The organism is Saccharopolyspora sp. NPDC002686 (genome assembly GCF_040295745.1).
In the GTDB taxonomy this organism is placed as follows: domain Bacteria; phylum Actinomycetota; class Actinomycetes; order Mycobacteriales; family Pseudonocardiaceae; genus Saccharopolyspora; species Saccharopolyspora oryzae.
The window spans coordinates 11,492-29,298 of record NZ_JBEOVY010000008.1 but is presented as its reverse complement, the minus strand read 5'-3'; the positions used below and the strand labels follow the sequence as shown (position 1 = coordinate 29,298).

General features: G+C 70.8%; 17 protein-coding genes and 1 pseudogene. 5 read left to right on the top strand and 13 right to left on the bottom strand.

Annotated elements, in window-relative coordinates; all coding sequences use genetic code 11:
- Positions 1-51 precede the first annotated feature (51 nt).
- The 4 genes from ABTZ89_RS02270 to ABTZ89_RS02255 form a co-directional block, all read right to left on the bottom strand.
- Positions 52-924 (bottom strand): LysR family transcriptional regulator, encoded by an 873-nt coding sequence (locus tag ABTZ89_RS02270; protein ID WP_270948339.1) that lies wholly within the window; start codon positions 922-924, stop codon positions 52-54.
- 1 nt (position 925) lies between these two features.
- Entirely contained in the window at positions 926-2,152 is a 1,227-nt protein-coding gene (locus ABTZ89_RS02265) for a low temperature requirement protein A (protein ID WP_351039096.1), read from the bottom strand.
- A 62-nt stretch (positions 2,153-2,214) separates the two neighbouring features.
- On the bottom strand, positions 2,215-2,970 hold the full coding sequence (locus ABTZ89_RS02260) for an SDR family oxidoreductase (RefSeq protein ID WP_270948341.1): 756 nt from the start codon (positions 2,968-2,970) through the stop codon (positions 2,215-2,217).
- Between the two features lie 203 nt (positions 2,971-3,173).
- Complete coding sequence (locus ABTZ89_RS02255) at positions 3,174-4,355, bottom strand: macrolide family glycosyltransferase (protein ID WP_351039093.1); 1,182 nt, start codon at positions 4,353-4,355, stop codon at positions 3,174-3,176.
- Between the two features lie 406 nt (positions 4,356-4,761).
- On the opposite strand from ABTZ89_RS02255, the gene ABTZ89_RS02250 reads away from it, so the two are divergent.
- Complete coding sequence (locus tag ABTZ89_RS02250) at positions 4,762-5,448, top strand: MBL fold metallo-hydrolase (protein ID WP_351039090.1); 687 nt, start codon at positions 4,762-4,764, stop codon at positions 5,446-5,448.
- Here ABTZ89_RS02250 and ABTZ89_RS02245 read toward each other — a convergent pair.
- From ABTZ89_RS02245 to ABTZ89_RS02230, 4 genes are all read right to left on the bottom strand, one after another.
- The gene (locus tag ABTZ89_RS02245; RefSeq protein WP_502949504.1) at positions 5,438-5,821 is read right to left on the bottom strand and encodes a class I SAM-dependent methyltransferase; all 384 of its coding nucleotides are present in this window, start codon (positions 5,819-5,821) and stop codon (positions 5,438-5,440) included. The two genes, ABTZ89_RS02250 and ABTZ89_RS02245, sit on opposite strands and share 11 nt — an antisense overlap.
- Positions 5,822-5,969: 148 nt before the next feature.
- A complete protein-coding gene (locus ABTZ89_RS02240; RefSeq protein ID WP_270948344.1) occupies positions 5,970-6,998 on the bottom strand; it encodes a tetratricopeptide repeat protein in 1,029 nt (342 codons plus the stop codon).
- Positions 6,999-7,234: 236 nt separating this feature from the next.
- Entirely contained in the window at positions 7,235-7,633 is a 399-nt protein-coding gene (locus ABTZ89_RS02235; RefSeq protein ID WP_351039086.1) for a thiol-disulfide oxidoreductase DCC family protein, read from the bottom strand.
- Positions 7,634-7,688: 55 nt separating this feature from the next.
- Positions 7,689-9,092, bottom strand: coding sequence for an NAD(P)H-quinone dehydrogenase (locus ABTZ89_RS02230; protein WP_270948346.1), 1,404 nt, complete (start codon positions 9,090-9,092; stop codon positions 7,689-7,691).
- Between the two features lie 246 nt (positions 9,093-9,338).
- Between ABTZ89_RS02230 and ABTZ89_RS02225 the strand changes: the two genes are divergently transcribed.
- The gene (locus ABTZ89_RS02225; RefSeq protein WP_270948347.1) at positions 9,339-9,809 is read left to right on the top strand and encodes a gamma-glutamylcyclotransferase family protein; all 471 of its coding nucleotides are present in this window, start codon (positions 9,339-9,341) and stop codon (positions 9,807-9,809) included.
- 129 nt (positions 9,810-9,938) lie between these two features.
- Positions 9,939-10,727, top strand: a complete 789-nt coding sequence (locus ABTZ89_RS02220) for a DeoR/GlpR family DNA-binding transcription regulator (RefSeq protein WP_351039083.1) — start codon at positions 9,939-9,941, stop codon at positions 10,725-10,727.
- 117 nt (positions 10,728-10,844) lie between these two features.
- Here ABTZ89_RS02220 and ABTZ89_RS02215 read toward each other — a convergent pair.
- Positions 10,845-11,021: pseudogene (locus ABTZ89_RS02215) on the bottom strand (WYL domain-containing protein); the annotation flags it as partial.
- A 41-nt stretch (positions 11,022-11,062) separates the two neighbouring features.
- On the opposite strand from ABTZ89_RS02215, the gene ABTZ89_RS02210 reads away from it, so the two are divergent.
- The gene (locus ABTZ89_RS02210) at positions 11,063-11,845 is read left to right on the top strand and encodes a nuclear transport factor 2 family protein (RefSeq protein ID WP_351039080.1); all 783 of its coding nucleotides are present in this window, start codon (positions 11,063-11,065) and stop codon (positions 11,843-11,845) included.
- Here the strand turns inward: ABTZ89_RS02210 and ABTZ89_RS02205 are convergent, their stop codons facing one another.
- Together ABTZ89_RS02205 and ABTZ89_RS02200 are read right to left on the bottom strand one after the other, a co-directional pair.
- Positions 11,846-13,285, bottom strand: a complete 1,440-nt coding sequence (locus ABTZ89_RS02205) for an FGGY-family carbohydrate kinase (RefSeq protein WP_351039077.1) — start codon at positions 13,283-13,285, stop codon at positions 11,846-11,848. It lies immediately after the preceding gene.
- Between the two features lie 31 nt (positions 13,286-13,316).
- Positions 13,317-14,027: an HAD family hydrolase gene (locus tag ABTZ89_RS02200; protein WP_351039074.1), complete on the bottom strand. Its 711-nt coding sequence runs from the start codon at positions 14,025-14,027 to the stop codon at positions 13,317-13,319.
- Between the two features lie 157 nt (positions 14,028-14,184).
- Between ABTZ89_RS02200 and ABTZ89_RS02195 the strand changes: the two genes are divergently transcribed.
- Complete coding sequence (locus tag ABTZ89_RS02195; RefSeq protein ID WP_270948352.1) at positions 14,185-15,654, top strand: FGGY-family carbohydrate kinase; 1,470 nt, start codon at positions 14,185-14,187, stop codon at positions 15,652-15,654.
- Between the two features lie 5 nt (positions 15,655-15,659).
- On the opposite strand, the gene ABTZ89_RS02190 is transcribed toward ABTZ89_RS02195, so the two are convergent.
- Together ABTZ89_RS02190 and ABTZ89_RS02185 are read right to left on the bottom strand one after the other, a co-directional pair.
- Positions 15,660-16,238 carry a hypothetical protein gene (locus ABTZ89_RS02190; RefSeq protein ID WP_351039071.1) on the bottom strand — a complete coding sequence of 193 codons (579 nt, stop codon included), beginning with the start codon at positions 16,236-16,238 and terminating at the stop codon, positions 15,660-15,662.
- Between the two features lie 160 nt (positions 16,239-16,398).
- Positions 16,399-17,628 carry a M20 family metallopeptidase gene (locus ABTZ89_RS02185; RefSeq protein WP_270948484.1) on the bottom strand — a complete coding sequence of 410 codons (1,230 nt, stop codon included), beginning with the start codon at positions 17,626-17,628 and terminating at the stop codon, positions 16,399-16,401.
- Between the last annotated feature and the right edge of the window lie 179 nt (positions 17,629-17,807).

The following is a 17,807-nucleotide window of genomic DNA, read 5'->3' as shown; positions in this document are numbered from 1 at the left end:
ACCACCAGGTATAGCGGTCCGCGCAGGTGATGCCAAGATCACCGGGACCGCTCAGGTGAAGGTCTCCAGGAAGGTGTGCCGGGCGTCGGACGTGATGTGGGCCGACCAGAGCGCCTGCAGCGGTACCTCGATCGGCGGGGTGAGCTCGATGACCCGGACCTTCCCGTTCGCCGCCGGGCCCGGGGCAGCGGTCACGAACGCGACGTGCTCGGTTCCGAGGACCGCGGTGACCGGCGGGGTGCCCTGGATGGCGTTGCGGTGGGTGCGCGGTTCGAAGCCCGCTTTCCGGCAGCTCTCGATGAGCAGATCGGTGTACCCGGAGCGGCCCGGGTGGCCCCACACGACGATCTGCTCGTCGGCCAGTTCGGACAGCTCGACCACGTCCCGGTCGGCGAGGCGGTGCTCCGCGGCAACGGCGACCTGCAACCGCTGGTGGACCAGGGTGGCGCGGTTGAGGCCGTGAGCGGGTGCCATGGCCCGGCACAGCCCGAGGTCGAGTTCCCCGGCGAGCAGCTGCTTCTCGAGCTCGGCGGGGTAGCGCTGGTTGACGTCGGTGGCGAGGTCCGGGTGCTCCGCGTGCGCCTCGCGCAGCAACGCCGTGACTTCGTCGCCGGTGACGGCCGGGGTGTGCCCGATGCGCAGCACCTCAGATTCACCGCGACCGATCCGCCGCGCGCGCTTCAACGCGGAGCGGGCCACGCCGTCCAAAACTCGGGCGTCGGAGATCAGCGCCTCCCCGGCCGGCAGCACGGCCACCCCGGTGGTGGTGCGCTCGAGCAGGTCGACGCCGACTTCGCGTTCGAGCGCGCGGATCGAGGTGGACAACGCCTGCTGGGACAAGTGCAAGCGCGCCGCGGCGCGGGTGAAGCTGCCCTCCTCCGCCACTGCGACGAGATGTCCCAGCTTGTGCAGGTCCAAGCCCACGTCACGCCCTGCTTTCCACGCCCGATCCGGCGCCGCGGCAGTTGACGACCAACGTCACGACCAACGCCGCAGCCATGCCCACCACAGCACCACCCAGACCGATCAGCGGAGCGCTGAACGGCAGTGCCAGCACCACGACCGCACCCGCCACGACGAACCCGAAGTTCCGCATCGCGCCGGTCCCCGCGAGACGGTGCAGCAGGCCCAGCGCGACCAGCACCAGCGCGGCCGGCACCGCGATCGCGAACGCCGCCGACTGGTCGCTGATGTGCGAGTGGTGCCCTGCCGTGTCCACCGCGACTTCGAGGCCCGAGCCCAGCGCGGCGATCGCGGCGAACACCACGAAATGACCGTAACCCCAGGTCAGCGCGACGCGCAGACTGCGGAGCCGCGGTTCGCCCGCGGCGAAGTAGGTCCACCACACGACGAAGACCAGCACGAGACCACCAGCGGCGATCATGATCAACGCCGGCGAGAGCCCGAACTCGGCGAACGCGGACTGCACCGCGGTGAGCGCACCGAGGATGACCTCGCCGAGCACGATGATGGTGAACAGGCCGTACCGCTCGGCGATGTGCTCCGGGTGCCAGCGAGTGGGCCGGTTCGATTCCGCCCACACCGGAACGGCCAGCTCGGCGAGCACCATCACCACGAAGGTGACGTACACCCACGTCCCCGGCGCCCACAGCCGCGCGATCCACCCCAGCTGGACCACCGCGATCCCAATCGCGAAGCGCCGCGCGGTGGCCCGGCCGGCCGGGTCCTCGACGGCGGCCCGCACCCAGTGGCAGATCATCGAGATCCGCATCAGCACGTAGCCGATGGTCACGACGGTGAAGTCGTAGTCCTGGAACGCGGCGGGCACCCCGGCCGCCAGCACGAGCACCCCGGACATCTGCAGCAGCGTGAGCACCCGGTAGAGCACGTCGTCGGTGTCGTAGGCCGAGGCGAACCAGGTGAAGTTCACCCACGCCCACCAGATCGCGAAGAACACCGCCGCGTACCCGGCGAGCCCACCGCCGAGATGTCCCTCGTCCAGGGTGTGGTGCAGCTGCGCTGCGGCCTGCCCCACCGCCACCACGAAGCACAGGTCGAAGAACAGCTCGAGCGGGGTCGAGACGCGGTGCTCCTCCTCCGGGTCGCGCCCCCGCATCGCCTGCCAGCCGATCCTCGCCAGGTTGACCACCGCTACCTCCTCCACACCGGCAACCAGAGCTGCCCCGATCATGCTCCGCTGCTTCGGCGCGGCAGGCGGCCGCCCCTCCTGACCACCTGCCGCGCCGGAGGCGGTCACCTGGTGGTGTAGCCGCCGTTCGGGAACATCGTCTGCCCGGTGAACCACCAGCCGTCGGTGGCCAGGAACCGGATCACCGGCACGATGTCCTCGATGTGGGTGAGCTGGTTGCCCATGCCCTGGGACTTGTGGAACTCGACCCGCTCCGGGGTCTCCTGCGGGTAGAAGAACGGCGTGTCCATCGGACCGGGCGCGACCACGTTCACCGAGATGCGGCGGTCGGCGAACTCCTTGGCCGCGGCGCGGGTGAAGTGCTCCAGCGGAGACTTGCCCCCGGCGTAGGTGGAGTAGCCGTCGGTGAACGCCGCGAGCAGCGAGGTGCCCAGGCTGATGATCTTGCCGTCGTCGTTGAGCCGGCGCCCGGCCTCCTGGATGAAGAAGTACGCCGCCTTCGCGTTGATCGCGAACATGCGGTCGAAGTCGTCCTCGGTGGTCTCCAGGATCGGCTTGCGCAGCACCATCCCGGTCGTGTTCACCGCGACGTCGACCCCGCCGAAGGTGTCCACCGCGGTGTCGAACAGCCGCCGCACCTCGCTGACCTGCGTCAGGTCGCCCTGCACCGAGATCGCCTCGGATCCGGCTTCCCGCACCGCGTTGACGGTCTTCTCCGCCTCGGCCGCGGAGGAGTCGCTGTTGTAGTGCACGACGACCTTCGCACCCTCGTCCGCGAACGTCGTCGACAGCAGGCCGCCGAGGTTCTTGCCCCCGCCGCCGATGACCGCGACCTTGCCCCGCAGGCTCCGCTCCGCCATGGTTCTCCCGTTCCTTCCGGCATCGCTGCTGGTCGTCGACCTCGTCGAGGTCGCATCCCGACCGTAGGAAGCGGGAGCGGGCCGCGGGAAACAGAACATCCGGGTACCACCACAAGCACCGTGGATATGCCCAGCTCGGGCGGTTCGCGCGGGTTCGAGCGCACCACCCGCCGGAGTGATCCGGCAGGTGGTGCGCGGAGGGACTACAGCATTCCCTCGACGATCTCGACGGCCCGCGCCAGACCACCGGCTCCTTCGATCTCGCGCCGCATGTCCGCCAGCCGGTTCCGGATCCCCTCGTCCGAGGTGACCTTCTCCAGCGCAACGCGCAGCTGCTCAGGTGTGGCGGTGGCACCGTCCAGCTGAACGCCCAGGCCGAGTTCCTCGATCCGGGCCGCGTTCATGAACTGGTCGGCGGCCTGCGGAACCGCGATCAGCGGCACGCCGTGGCTCAGGCCCTCCATCGTGCCGCCCATGCCTGCGTGCGTGATGAACGCGCTGGCCTGGGACAGCATCCGGAGCTGCGGAATCCACCGGTGTACTTCGAAGTTCGCCGGGACCGCGCCGAGCTCGGCCGGATCGATCGCCGTCCCGACCGCCAGCACCACGTGCCAGTCGAGATCGGCGAAGGCGACCAGGCATCGCCGGTAGAAGTCCAAGCGGTCGTTGTAGGCCGAACCCAGCGAGATCACCAGGACCGGCCGGTCGTCCGGCGCCTGCCAACTCCCCTGGGACGCCCGTTCGGTCAGCATCGGGCCGACGAACGCGTACGAGTCCGCCGCCTGGTCCCCGAAGTACTGGAAGCTCCGCGGGATCGTCACGATGCAACGACGCGGATGCAGGAGGTCGTGGTTGGTCAAGGCCACGCCCTGCTCCGCGAAGTACTCGTCGTAGGCCTCCTCCACCGCTGTCGTCTCCGGGGTCGGCGTCAGGTCCAGGACCGACTCCAGCCCTTCGGTGTAGACGTGGGTCGGGCACAGCTGGAGCGCGGGCACGCCCCACTTCTCGGCGAGGACGAGGAAATCTCCGAGGTCGTAGACCACGAGATCCGGCCGATCCCCCGCGAACGCCTCTTCGAGCTGCGGCACGACGGACCTGGTCTCCTCGAGGAACATCCAGCGCGCTTCGGTCCCCTCCGACGGCCACTCCTGCCGGGACGCGTTCGGCGACCCCGGCAGCATCGAGTCGTAGCGGACCGGTGTCGCCCCGGCCTCGGCCACCTGGTCGGCGAACGGCTCGGTCACCGCGTAGCTGACGCGGTGACCGCGGTTCACCAGCTCGGTGATCAGCCCGAGGGTCGGGTTGATGTGACCGTGAGCGGGAATGGTGAAGAACGCGATGTGCGCGGGCCGGGTGCGGTACGCGTTCTGGGCAGAGTTCGTCATCTGCTGGGACTCCTGATCGAAAACAGCCTCGATGCAACGAGGAACGGGAAAACAGGTCGCTGAGCGCGCCCGGAAACCGAGCCCCACCTCACTGCGACCGCGAACGCCCGAAGACGACTCGCGATGTGCGGGCAAGGGACTGCCGGGATCAGCGGGCGGAACGCACCGCCCCGCCGAATCGATGCGGGCGCGTGGAAGGGCACGACGAAGCAGGCGACACGAAGTCGCCGCACCATGCCCTCATCGGGAGCTCGATCAGATGTAGAGCTGCAACTGCACCATGCGGGTCAGGCTAGCCCAGCCCGCTCGCCGTGTCGCACCATTTTCCGGCGGGCGACCGGCGGCCGAGCCGTTCGCCCGCGACGAAACCGCCTGCGGCAAGCTGATTCGCGCCTACCGTGCAGCTATGGACGTCGACCTCATCGCGCCCGGCCTGTACTTCCTGCGCCCCGAGTTCGGCCAGGCGTACCTCTGGCTCGAAGGACGCTCCGCGACCCTCGTCGACACCGGGATCGCCGGATCCGGCCCGGCCATCACCGCACTGCTGGCCGAGCTCGACGTCGAGCTGGAGCGGATCGTCATCACCCACGGCCACGAAGACCACGTGGGATCCGCTGCGGAGCTCCGCGCGGCCACCGGCGCACCGGTGCTGGCGCACGCCGGGGACGTGGCCGTCATCCAGGGTGAACGGCCGCGCCCCGACCCGGTGCTGCTCGACTGGGAACGACCGCTGTTCGACAGCATCGCCCCGAACGTTCCCCCGCACCCGCCCTGCCCGGTGGACCAGGAGATCGCCGAAGGCGACGTGCTCGACTTCGGCGGCGGAGCCCGCGTGCTGTCGATCCCCGGCCACACCGACGGAAGCATCGCTCTGCACTTGTCAAAGAGCAAAACCCTGTTCACCGGGGACACGATCGCCAATGTCGGCGAGGTCATGCTCGGCACGTTCAACCTGGACCGGGCGAAGACGATCGCATCGTTACGCCGCCTCGCCGAACTGGACACCGAGATCGCCTGCTTCGGCCACGGCGACCCGATCACCCGCAACGCCGGAGCAGAACTCCGCACAACAGCAGCGAAACTCACCAACTGACCACTCGCGTCGGTCCCGGCTGACGACAGTGGACGTGGACCTTCATCGGGTGCCCGCCGTAGCCCTGCGTCTTCAACCACGACTCGTCCCCGACGTGAAACAGCAGTTGCAGCGGCGCACCTGGACGCAATGCTCGGTGGAAGTGCCCGAGTACTGCAGGAATCTCGTCGTCGGGAACGTGGATCAACGATTGCCAAGCGAGCGCACCACCCACCGAGGTGGCGGGCAGGTCCAGAGCAGTCATCGAGCCCACTTCGAACCGCAGACCCGGGTGGTTGCGGCGGGCCACCTCGATCATCCCGGGCGAGAGATCGATGCCGAAGGCATCGACACCGAGCTCGTTGAGGTGAGCTGCGACCTCCCCGGACCGCAACCGACGTCGACCACCGGTCCACCGCCGGCAGCTCGCACGCTTTCGGCGAACAACGCCGAAGCCGCGCGCAGGTACTGGTTTCCGGCGCTGGCACCGCGCACCCGATCGGCGTAGCTGACCCCGACCTGGCGGCCGGGCGAACCTCGGGTCAGGCCACCAGTTCGAGGAGGTCGTCGAGCGCGTCCTGGACCATCTTCCTGGTGTGGCGGAGTTCCTGGGAGTCCAGCGTGTCCAGGAGGGCCAGCAGGGCGCGCTCGGTGGCTGGTCGTGGTCGGCCGAGCTTGTCGCGGCTCTTGATCAAGCCCAGTTCGGCCAGCGCCGCACCGCGCGGCTCGTTGATGGCGCGGAACATCTTCTGCGCTTCCTGGTAGGTGCGGACCGCTTCGCCGTACCAGCAAGCCCGGAACAGGATGTTGCCGCGCATCTTCCGGTTGTAGGCCAGGGCGCTGGACAGATCCATCCGGCGGCAGATCTGCTCGCCCCGCGACAGCAGGTGCAACGCTTCGTCGTGCTCCCCGCGCAAGGACAGCACGTCGGCCATCCCCCGCAACGCCCAGGCGAGACCGCGCTCGTCGCCGCCCTCCTCGGCGATCTGCGCGGCTTCGGCGAAGCGCTCCCACGCCGCGTCCAGATCGCCCGCGTTGCGGTCGAGCTGGGCGAGCCCCTCGAGCGCCCACACCGTGTGCCGGCACTCGCCCCGCTTGCGGGCTTCGGCGAGCAGCTCCACGTGGAGCTCGCGGGCCTTCTCGTAGTCACCGCGGATCCGCAGCGTTTCGGCGATTCCGGCGACCGAGTACCCGAGCGCCACCACATCGCCCGCCTTGGTGGCCATGTCACGAGCGAGCTCGAGCCAGCGCAGCGAAGCCGTCATCTGTCCACATTGGCGGGCCAGCGTGCCGCCGTTCCACAGCGCCCACGCCATCGAACCCGGCGCGTCCGCCTTCCTGGCCGCCCGGTAGCTGGCGCGCCAGGCCACGTTCGCCTCGGCGATCTCGCCCACTCGCCGGCACGCCTCGGATTCCAGCAACTTCGCCTGGGCGAGCGCCAGATCGTCGCCTTCCTCCATCGCGCGAGCGACTTCCTCACGCGCCTCGGCCAACGCCTGCACGTAGTTCGTGTTCACCGACATGCTCCGGAACTTCCCCTGGAACTCCGGCGCGAACGCCTGGCTGCTCATCTCGGCCACCTCGCATCTCGAACCGCGTTGGTGCCAAGACGCACCAATCTCGCTGAGGGCCGGTTCTCCCCGTCGATCCCCTGAGAACGGGGAGGAACCGGCCTGTTGAACCCCCGACGCCATCCAAGTTATGGCGCGACGAGGGGCCAGCGGATCAGCCGATGTGTCAGGCGAAGTCGACCGATCGGCCAGGAAGGCGAGGGGCCTTCTCGTACTTTCGGCCGAGATCTAAAGGATCAGGAACGGTCCGAACGGCCCGGACGTTGTTCATCCGGCAGCCGGCACGCCGGGGTACCGCCGGGCAGCCGGTAGCGGTTCGCGGCGATCGCCCGGTAAGCCCACCCGGCCAGCGTCCGCAACACCGGCGCGGACAGCGCGAAACCGGCCACCGGCCAGGGCGCGCGGCAGCTCTTGAGCAGCTCGGCGACGGCGGCCGCACCGCCGAAGACCCGGCCGGACGGCGCCACCCACAGCACCTCGTGGCGCGCCCGGTCCGGGGTGGTCCGGTAGGCGGCGAGGTCGGCCTCCTGCCACGTCAGCACGCGCATCCGCACCGGCAGCCGCTCGGCCAGCCGCACGCTGCGCGTGCAGAAGCCGCAGTCGCCGTCGTAGATCAGCACCGGAGGTTCGATCATGACCACTCCTCCCGGCCGGGAACCCGGCGAGCCGCAGGCAGGGAGGCCTGCGAGATCAGTCCAGGTCGTCGTGGCGCATCAGCAGCCGACCGGCCTCGGTGAGCGAGCCGGACAGCGACGGGTACACCGAGAACGTGTTGGCCAGGTTGTCCACGGTCACCTGGTTCTGCACGGCGAGCGCGATCGGCAGGATCAGCTCGCTGGCGTTCGGCGCCACCACGACGCCGCCCACCACCACACCGGTCTGCGGCCGGCAGAAGACCTTGAGGAAACCACGGCGCAGGCCCTCCATCTTCGCGCGCGGGTTGGTGGCCAGCGGCATCATCACGGTCCGCGCCGGCACCTCGCCGCTGTCGATCGCCTGCTGGCTGATGCCGACGGTGGCGATCTCCGGGTGGGTGAAGACGTTCGCGGCGACCGTCTTGAGCTTGATCGGGGTGACGCCTTCGCCCAGCGCGTGCCACATCGCGATCCGGCCCTGCATGCCCGCCACCGAGGCCAGCAGCAGCAGCCCCGTGCAGTCGCCCGCCGCGTAGACGCCCGGCACGGACGTCCGCGACACCCGGTCGACCGGGATGTAGCCGCCTCGGTCGGGCTCGACGCCGATCCGGTCCAGCCCGATGTCGGTGGTGTTGGGGACCGACCCGACGGTCATCAGCGCGTGGCTGGCCTCGACCTGGCGCCCGTCGGCCAGGTGGATCAGCACGCCGGAGTCGGTGCGCTCCACCTTCTCGGCGCGGGCGTGCTTGACGACCTCGGTGCCGCGCTCGGCGAACACCTCTTCGAGCACCGCCGCGGCGTCGGCGTCCTCGTGCGGCAGCACGCGGTCGCGGCTGGAGATCATGGTGACCTTGACGCCCATCTCGGTGTAGGCGGAGGCGAACTCCACACCGGTGACGCCGGAACCGATCACCGCCAGGTGCTCGGGAAGTTCGGGCAGGTCGAACAGCTGCCGCCAGGTGAGGATCCGCTCCCCGTCCGGCTCCGCTCCCTTGAGGACGCGCGGCGTGGCGCCGGTGGCGATCAGCACGACGTCGGCGGTCAGCTCTTCGTAGCCGCCGTCGGCGAGGTCGACGCCGACCTGGTGCACGGCCATGCCCTTGGCCGGGTTGGTGAAGCGGGCTCGACCGGGCAGGATCTTCACACCTTCGCGGCGGACCCGGGAGCGGATGTCGGCGGACTGCGCGAGCGCGAGGCCCTTCACCCGGCCGTGCACGACTGCCACGTCGACGTCGGAGTCCTCGGTCTTCGCGCGGATGCCGAGCTCGCGGGCATCGCGGTACGCCGAACGCGCGCCTGCGGAGGCGATGAAGGTCTTCGACGGCACGCAGTCGTAGAGCACGCAAGCCCCGCCCAGGCCTTCGGGCTCGACCAGCGTGACCTCCGCCCCGTTCGACGCGGCGACCAATGCCGCCTCGTAGCCCGCCGGGCCGCCTCCCATGATCACGATGCGGGTCACTTCGCGTTCCTCCCCGATGCCTGCCTGTGGGCGCCACGCTCACCGTACGCTGCGAGTAGCCCGGTCAATTCGGGTGGTGTCGCCCGAATTGGCCGTCGTGGCGCGCCCCACAGCGCCACCATGACCGAGCGTCACCGCTCCGGCGCGTCGGCGGTGCGAGCCGTGACGACGACCGGTTCTGTCTGCACCCACTTTTGTGACGCGTCCGCTCCGCCGCTCGGGCTGTCGATCGCTACCCTGTTGGGCGTGCCTCTGTACGCCGCGTACGGGTCCAACATGGATCCGGCCCAGATGACGAAGCGCGCCCCTCACTCGCCGCTGGCGGGGACGGGCTGGCTGATGGACTGGCGGTTGACCTTCGGCGGGGAGGACTACGGCTGGGAAGGCGCCCTCGCCACCATCGTCGAACACCCCGGGGAGCAGGTCTTCACGGTGCTCTACGACGTCAGCCCGGAGGACGAGCGGCAGCTCGACAACTGGGAAGGCGCCGAGCTGGGCATGCACAAGAAGCTCCGGCTGCGGGTGCAGACGCTGGACGGTCCGGTGCTGGCCTGGCTGTACGTGCTCGACGCCTACGAAGGCGGGCTGCCGTCCGCGCGCTACCTCGGTGTGATGGCCGATGCTGCCGAAGCCGCCGGTGCGCCCGAGGACTACGTCGAGAAGCTGCGAAAACGGCCGTGCCACAACGTCGGGCCCGGCTCTCCACGTGATATCTGACCCGAACATCACGCCGCACGTGTGATAATCACTCCGGTTGCACACGTGGTCGCTCGTCGCTGCGCACGTGCCGGGTGAGATCTGCCCGCGGCACCGGGCGGCGACGGGCTCTGAGGTGAGGGGTTCGGCGTGGCCGAGGCGGGCGGCACACCGGTCAGCCAGCAGGGGCGGCGCGAGGAGATCCGCCAGGAGGTGCTGGCCAGCGGGTTCGTGCGGATCGAGGAACTCGCCGCCAAGCACGGCGTCAGCGGCATGACGATCCACCGCGATCTGGACGTGCTGGAGCAGCAGGGTTGGCTGCGCAAGGTCCGGGGCGGTGCGACTTCGACGCCGACGGCGCTGCTGGAGACCTCGGTGCGGGCGCGGATCGCCGACGCCGCCGAGGACAAGGCGCGCATCGCCGAGCACGCCGCGCGACTCGTCACCCCCGGTCAGGTCGTGGCCTTGGACGACAGCACCAGCGCGCTGGCGGTCGCGGAGCGGTTGCCTGCGCTGGCCCCGCTGACCGTCGTGACGAACTTCCTGTCGGTGATCAACCTGCTCAGCGGCGAGCCCGGCCTGCACCTGATCGGGCTCGGCGGCGACTACCAGCCGTCCTACGACGCCTTCCTCGGGCTGCACACCGCCAAGTTGGCCCGCACCATGCGCTCGGACGTGCTGTTCATGTCCACCACCGCCGTCGTCGACGGGCACTGCCTGCACCGCTCGCAGGAGACGATCCAGGTCAAGCGCGCCCTGATGGAGACCACGGGCAAGCGCGTGCTGCTGCTGGACCACTCCAAGTTCGACCGGCGGGCGGTGCACGAGCTGGCGCCGCTGACCGAGTTCGACCTGGTCATCGTGGACGCCGGAACACCGGCCCCGCTGCTCGACGAGCTGCGGGCGGCGGGGGTCGCGCTGGAGGTCGCCGAAGGCTGACCACCCGCGTTCAGCCTGGTGCCGTCGCGCGTCGAATCGCTCCAGGTAGGCCTGCCAGTGGGCGGCCAGGTCGAGCCCGGTCGGCCGGGTGAAGCACTCGTCGAGGACGCGCAGATCGACGATCCGGGAGATACGGTACGTGCGGATCCGCTCGGCCGCGGCGGCCACGAGGTACCAGTGGCCCGCTTTCAGGACCAGCCCGTACGGCCGCACGGTCCGGATCGTCTCGTGGGGTTCGGCCCAGCGCATCCGCACGGCGCGGTTGTTCCACACCGCGTCGGCGACATCGACCAGGTGCGGTCCACTGACAGAAGACGTCAGGGAAGCGTCCGGGCATGAACATCGACATCGACCGGTTCGTCGACCGCTACGTCGCCGTGTGGAACGAGTCCGACCCGTTGGCTCGGCGCAGCGCCGTCTCCGCCCTCTGGGCCGAGGACGGCGTCGAGGTGATCGAGTCGGCGCAGCACCGGGGTCGCGACGAGATCGAAGCCCGGATCACCGCCGCCCACGACGAGTTCGTGCGGGGTGCCGGTTTCGTCTTCCGGTCCGCAGGCGACGCGACCGGTCATCACGACACGATCACCTTCACCACGCACATGGTGCCGGCCGGGGGCGGCGACATCGCCTGGACCGGTCGTGCCTTCGTCGTCCTCGGCCCGGACGGGCTGATCCGTTCCGACCACCAGTTCACCGTGCCGACCGGAGACACCTGGTCCACTGTGGAGGACTTCCTGCGCCGGCTCGCGGAAGGCGATCCGGACGGGATCGCCGAGGTGTTCGCCGAGCAGGTCGACTGGGTGCTGGACTGGCCGGCCGAAGGCCATCCGGCGGTGCCCTGGATCCGCCCCCGCTCGACCCGGGCCGACGTCGCCGACCACTTCCGCACGATTGCCGAGTTCCACGTGCCTGGAGAGGCGGCCGGATCCGCGGCACGGATCCTCGTGGAAGGCAACGAGGCGGTAGTGCTCGGCGACATCCGCCAGACGGCGAAGGCCACCGGCGAGGCGTACACCGCGCTCTGCGCACTGCACCTGGTCGTCGAGGACGGCCTGATCACGCGTTATGCCGTCTACGAGGACAGCCTCACCGTCGCGGAAGCCCTCTCCGGCTCCTGATCACGCCGCGAGCCAGCCGCGGGTTCGGAGTTCGGCGAGGAATCGCTGGTAGCTGGCGTCCAGCGGGGAGACCTCCGAGCGCACCGGCTCGACCAGTTCGCCCTCCGGGACCATCGCGGCTGCCGCTGTGCTCAGGTCCGGGTGGATCGAACCGCTGGCCGCCAGCAGAGCTGCCCCGAGCGCGGTGCCAGCACCTTGGACGCGCAGGACCGGGCGGTCCAGGATCGACGCCCTGATCTGGCACCAGGCTAGGCTGCGCGCACCGCCACCGGCAGTGCGCACCGGACCTGCTGCCGGCGCACCGAGTTCGGCCACCCGCTCCAGCGCGAGCCGTTCGCAGAAGGCGACGCCCTCGAGGCGGGAGCGGTATTCGTCCACCCGGTCCTCCGGCGTGCCGAGCACGAACCGGGTGGCCTGACGCGCCAGGAACGGGAACCGCTCACCTTCGCCGCGCAGCGGGTAGTTCACCACGCTCGCCGGGCCGCGTTCGGTGGCCGCTTCGTCCAGTCCCGCCAGCTCCGCGGTGTCCACATCGGACAGCGCGGAGCCGCCGATGTTGGCCGCGCCGCCGGGAAGCCACACTCCGTCCGGGTGCAGGTGGCTGTACACCGCACCGGCCGGGTCGTGCACGAGCTCCTTCGACACGCCCTTGAGCACCAGTGTCGTGCCCAGCACGGTCACGAACTGCCCGACATCGACGGCCCCGCATGCCAGCTGGCCTGCGCAACCGTCGGTCATCCCGGCGCGCACCTCGCAGCCCTGCGGCAGACCGGTCTCCGCCGCAGCTGTCGCGTCGACCACGCCGAGGACCGCTGTCGGACGCACGACCTCCGGGAGCAGCCGGGACGGCACCTCCAGCGCGTCGAAGACCTCGGTCGCCCATTCCCCGGCCACTGCGTCGTAGCCGCTCTTCAGGGCATGGCTGGTGTCGGTCGCGACCGGGCGCCCGACCAGCTTCCGCGCGATGACGTCCGGGGTGTGGCAGACCAGCGCGGTCCCCTCCGGGAGGTGCCGCGCCAGCCAGCCGATCCTGGCCAGGCCCGATCCGGCCGACGGGGTGATGCCGGTCCGCTCCCAGCGCGGTGCGCCGACCTCGACCGCGGTTCGGGCCTCGGTCTCGGCGCGCCGGTCGTCGTACATCAGCGCCGGACCGAGCGGATCGCCGTTGCCGTCGACCGCGACCACGGTGCCCGAAGTCGCCGAGATCGCCAGCGAGGTGATCTCGGAGCTGCGCGCGCCCAGCGCGGCCGTGCACTCGGCCAGGCAGTCCCGAACCGCGGGCCACCAGGCGCTCGCGTCCTGCTCGGAACGGCCGCCGGACGAGCGCACCGGCTGCGGCAACGGGCGGGAAGCCGCGGCCACCACCGCGCCGGCCTGGTCGTGGACCTGCACCCGAACGTTCGCGGTCGCGATGTCGACCCCTGCGACGAGCTCTCCCATCAACACCCCTCCCCGGAGCGTGCACCGCTGGTCATCCGGCGGCCTGCAGCTTCTCCAACGCCTCCGGCAGTTCGGCCATCGAGAACACCGCGATGTCCGGCTCGGCGAGCTGCTCGGGCGTCGGGTTCGGCGGGGCCTCGCCGCGCACCACCCACACCGTCCGCAGGCCGACCCGCTGGGCACCGCGCACGTCGGTGTCCAGCCGGTTGCCGACGTGCACCGCGTTCTCCGGTCCGACACCGGCTTCGCGCAGCGCGTGCTGGAAGATCCGCGGGTCCGGCTTCTCCGCGCCGACGACCTCCGAGATCGCCCAGATGTCCACGAAGTCGGACACGCCGTCGCGGCTCAGGGCGTCCACGACCACCGCGCGCTGGTTGGCGACGATCGCGATCTTGTAGCGGCCGGCGAGCTTCTGGAGCGTCGGCAGCACGTCGTCGTGCAGGGCCGAAACCGGGTACTCCCAGTACTGCTCGGCGCGCTCGGACAGGCGCTGGCGGTCCTGCGCGGTCAGGAACCGCTCGGCGACCGCGGTCCGCAGCGAACCGCCCTGGGCCTGGCGGCGCTCGTCGTAGACCTGCTGGAACTCCGCCTCGTCGATCTCGCGGCCGTCCTCGGCAGCGAGTTCGCGCGCGGCGCGCAGCAGGGCGTCGCGGTAAGCGCTGTCGTCGTAGACCGGGCCGCCGACGTCGAGCAGCACCAGGTCGATGCGGCCGGTTCCGGACTCGGTGGGTTGAAGCGGCACGTCGCGTCCTTCCGGTGGCGGTCCACTCCCGGGACCGCGGTGTCACATCCCACGGCCAACATAACATCCATCTTGAAATTTTTAACACTCGATGCTGTGATGTTCTCGGGTCGAGCACTGGCGCCGACCCGCCAAGCGGGATCTGGAGGGAACACCCGTGATCACCATCGGCATCGACGCCGGCACCTCGGTGGTGAAGAGCGTCGCCTACGCCGCGGACGGAACCGAGCTGGCGGTCGCCCGCCGCCCGACCCGAGTCGAGCATCCCCGCCCCGGCTGGGCCGAGCAGGACATGCTCGAGGTCTGGGGTGCGGTCGCCGACACCGTCGCCGAGCTCATCGCCGCGACGGGTTCTGACGTCGCGGCGCTCGCGCTCACCGCGCAGGGCGACGGGTGCTGGCTGGTCGACGACGCCGGCCGACCGACCGGTCCCGCGCTGCTCTGGAACGATGCCCGCGCCTCCGAGATCGCCGCCGACTGGGCCGGGTCCGGAGTCCTCGCCGAACTGTTCAAGATCAACGGATCGGTCGGCTTCGGCGGTCTGCCGCACGCGCAGCTGCGCTGGCTCGCCGAGCACGAGCCCGACCGGATCGAGCGCTCCGCGAAGGTGCTGACCTGCGGCGGTTGGCTGTTCCACTGCCTGACCGGACGTCTGGCCTGGGACGTCTCCGAAGCCTCCAACCCGTTCCTCGACGCGCGGACCGGGCAGTACTCCCCCACCGTGCTCACCGAGCTCGGGCTGAACTGGGCGCAGCCGCTGCTCCCCGACGTGGTCGACGGCCAGGAGCGGATCGCGCCGCTGCACGACGCTGCGGCCGAACGCCTCGGCGTCCCGGCGGGCACGCCGGTGGTGCTCGGGGCCTACGACGTGATCTCCACCGCCATCGGTGCCGGTGTCACCGAACCCGGTCAGGCGTGCACGATCCTCGGCACCACGATCTGCACCGAGGTGATCAGCGACGACCCGCGGCTCGAACGCACGCCGGTCGGCATGTCGCTGCGCACGCCGACACCGGGGCGCTGGATGCTCGCCAGCGCCACGCTGTCGGGCACCGAGGTGGTGGAGTGGGCCTGCCGGATGCTCGGACTGCCCAACCCGGAGAACCTCACCGACCTGGCAGAACAGGCCGAACCCGGCAGCAAGGGCCTGCTGATGCTGCCCTACCTCTCGCTGGCCGGGGAACGCGCGCCCTTCTACGACCCGGCGGCGCGCGGCAGCCTGCACGGCCTGAGCCTGGAGCACGGTCCGGCCGAGATCGCCCGGGCCTGCCTGGAGGGGCTGGCCATGGCGATCCGGGACTGCCTGCGGGCCTCCGCCGCGCAGCCCACCGAGCTCCGGCTCACCGGCGGCGGTTCGGCGAACCGGCTGTGGCGCCAGGTGATCGCCGACGTGACCGGCCTGCCGGTCGTGCGCACCACCGACGAGCAGGCCGGGGCCCGCGGCGCGACGGTGACCGCGCAGTCGCTGCTGACCGGCCGCAGCATCACCGAAGTGGCCGCCGAGCTGGTCGGGACGTCGGAGCCGCTGCAGCCGATCGAGGCCAACCGCGCCGTCTACGACGATGCCTACGCGCGGTTCATCGCGGCTCGCGAGGCGGCCCAGGCGGCCAACTGGTTCCAGCGCTGAGAGCGTCATCGCGCACCACCGATCCCAGCGCTCAGCGCGCTGTTCGGCTTTGGCCAGGCCAACCCGAGCAGCGCGCTCGCGCGTCGGGTGCCGCGACGGTCCCGGCGGCGGGCTACCCGCTCGGCCACCAGCTCCCGGAAGTGCTCCGCGTGCTCGCCGAGCTGGCCGAGCGCCTGCTCCAGGCAGTCCAAGGCCTGCCGCTGGTCACCGGTGCACAGCAGCTCGGTGATCGCGAAGTCCAGGGCTTGGGTGCGCAGGCCGTCCAGCTCGACGACATCGCACTCCCGGACCCACGCCTGGTGGACCGTCAGGTCTGGTTGCGACCGCACCTCGCGGTCGTAGGGAATGGTCACGTCCACGACCTCGTCGGCCGGGCCGCAGCCGTGCATCGCGACCGCGGTCAGACCGGACAGCACCGAGTGCGGCCCGGCGCGCAGCAGCGCAGCCGCTGCCCGGGTCATCGGATCGTGCGCGCGGGCTGCCGGGACCACCACACCGTGCCAGGGCTGCACCCACTCGCCGTCGTCCAGCGCCGCGGACAGCTCGTCCGGGCCGAGCAATCGTTCGGCATCAGCCCTGGCCATCGCACCGTGCCGGGCTGAGGGAGGCCATTCCGCAGTGCTGGTCGGGATTCGCTCTTCGAGGCAGATGATGTTCGTCTTCATACCTATACAGAGGAGCGAACCCCGCCCACAGATACAGCTGCGAGTGGATACACCTCGATCAGGTGGAACCCCCGAGCAGCTAGTCCTGCAGCGTCAGCAGCGCCGTGTGGACCATCGCCCGGACCCCCACCAGCAAGGCCCGCTCGTCCAGCGCGAACGTCGGTTGGTGCAGGTCCTTGACCCGTCCGGAACCGGAGTGCACGCCCAGCCGCGCGAACGAACCCGGCACGTGCTCCAGGTACCAGCCGAAGTCCTCACCGCCCGAGGACTGCGGGGTGCTCGCGAGCGCTTGCTCGCCCAGCCCGGCCTCGATGCCCGCGCGGAACAGCTCGGTGCTCTCCGCGTCATTGACCACCGGCGGCACGCCGCGGCGGTGGTGGAGGTCGAAACCGACACCGAGCGGCGAAAGCAGGCTGTGCACCAGCTCGTGCACCAGCGGCTCCAGCTTCGCCCAGGTGTCGCGGTCGCCGGTGCGCAGCGTGCCGGTGAGCACCCCGTCCTGCGGGATGGCGTTCGGCGCCTCCCCCGCGTGCACCGCGCCCCAGGTCAGGACCGTGCCGGTGCGCGGGTCGACGCGGCGCGACAGCAGCGTCGGCAGGCCGGTGATGACGGTGCCCAGCGCGTGCACCAGGTCCGCGGTCAGGTGCGGCCGCGAAGTGTGCCCGCCCGGCGAGGTCAGGCGGAGTTCCAGCAGGTCGCTGGCCGAGGTGATGGCGCCGACGCGGGTGCCGATCTGCCCGACCGGGAGCCGGGGGTCGCAGTGCAGGCCGAAGATCCGGTCCACCCCGTCGAGAGCTCCGGCGGCCAGCACGTCCAGGGCGCCGCCGGGCATCACCTCCTCGGCGGGCTGGAAGATCATCCGCACTCGACCGGGGAGTTCCGGCGCGGCGGCCAGCGCTAGCGCAGCACCCAGCGCGACCGTGGTGTGCGCGTCGTGACCGCAAGCGTGCGCGACTCCGTCCACAGTGGAGGCGTACGGCAGTCCGGTGGCCTCGGTCAGCGGCAGCGCGTCGATGTCCGCGCGCAGCGCCACCGTGCGCGTGCCGGGGCGGTGCTCGCCGATGTCGCAGACCAGCCCGGTGCCCACCGGCAGCACCTCCGGCTTCAGGCCGGCGCGGGTGAGGCGTTCGGCCAGGAAGGCCGTGGTCTCGTGCTCGGCGCGGGAGAGCTCGGGGTAGGCGTGGATGTGCCGCCGCCAGGCGACCACCCGCTGCGCGTTCTCGGCCAACCAGGAGTCCAGCCAGGACGGCCCGCGACCTGCACCCAGGTCCACCACCCCGGCCCCGACGCTGGTGTCCACGCTGGACATGGTGCTGCCGATCGGGGTGGACGGCTCGCCCACGCCCGGCGCGAGGAGCGTGCCCGGCGCCGCGGAACGCTCCGCCGCGAGCCAGTCCGCTTCTTCCACCGCCGAACCGCCGTTCGAGCGCCGGCCCGGTTCCGAGCCACGAGAATCCACCACGGTCACGCCATTCCTCCAGTGTGTAG

Excerpts from the sequence above, each read along its gene's own strand:
- ABTZ89_RS02235 (WP_351039086.1), bottom strand. The coding sequence starts at position 7,633 with ATGATCGAACCTCCGGTGCTGATCTACGACGGCGACTGCGGCTTCTGC.
- ABTZ89_RS02190 (WP_351039071.1), bottom strand. The coding sequence starts at position 16,238 with ATGGCCAGGGCTGATGCCGAACGATTGCTCGGCCCGGACGAGCTGTCC.
- ABTZ89_RS02250 (WP_351039090.1), top strand. The coding sequence starts at position 4,762 with ATGGACGTCGACCTCATCGCGCCCGGCCTGTACTTCCTGCGCCCCGAG.
- ABTZ89_RS02185 (WP_270948484.1), bottom strand. The coding sequence starts at position 17,628 with ATGTCCAGCGTGGACACCAGCGTCGGGGCCGGGGTGGTGGACCTGGGT.
- ABTZ89_RS02240 (WP_270948344.1), bottom strand. The coding sequence starts at position 6,998 with ATGAGCAGCCAGGCGTTCGCGCCGGAGTTCCAGGGGAAGTTCCGGAGC.
- ABTZ89_RS02265 (WP_351039096.1), bottom strand. The coding sequence starts at position 2,152 with ATGATCGGGGCAGCTCTGGTTGCCGGTGTGGAGGAGGTAGCGGTGGTC.
- ABTZ89_RS02210 (WP_351039080.1), top strand. The coding sequence starts at position 11,063 with ATGAACATCGACATCGACCGGTTCGTCGACCGCTACGTCGCCGTGTGG.
- ABTZ89_RS02255 (WP_351039093.1), bottom strand. The coding sequence starts at position 4,355 with ATGACGAACTCTGCCCAGAACGCGTACCGCACCCGGCCCGCGCACATC.
- ABTZ89_RS02260 (WP_270948341.1), bottom strand. The coding sequence starts at position 2,970 with ATGGCGGAGCGGAGCCTGCGGGGCAAGGTCGCGGTCATCGGCGGCGGG.
- ABTZ89_RS02205 (WP_351039077.1), bottom strand. The coding sequence starts at position 13,285 with ATGGGAGAGCTCGTCGCAGGGGTCGACATCGCGACCGCGAACGTTCGG.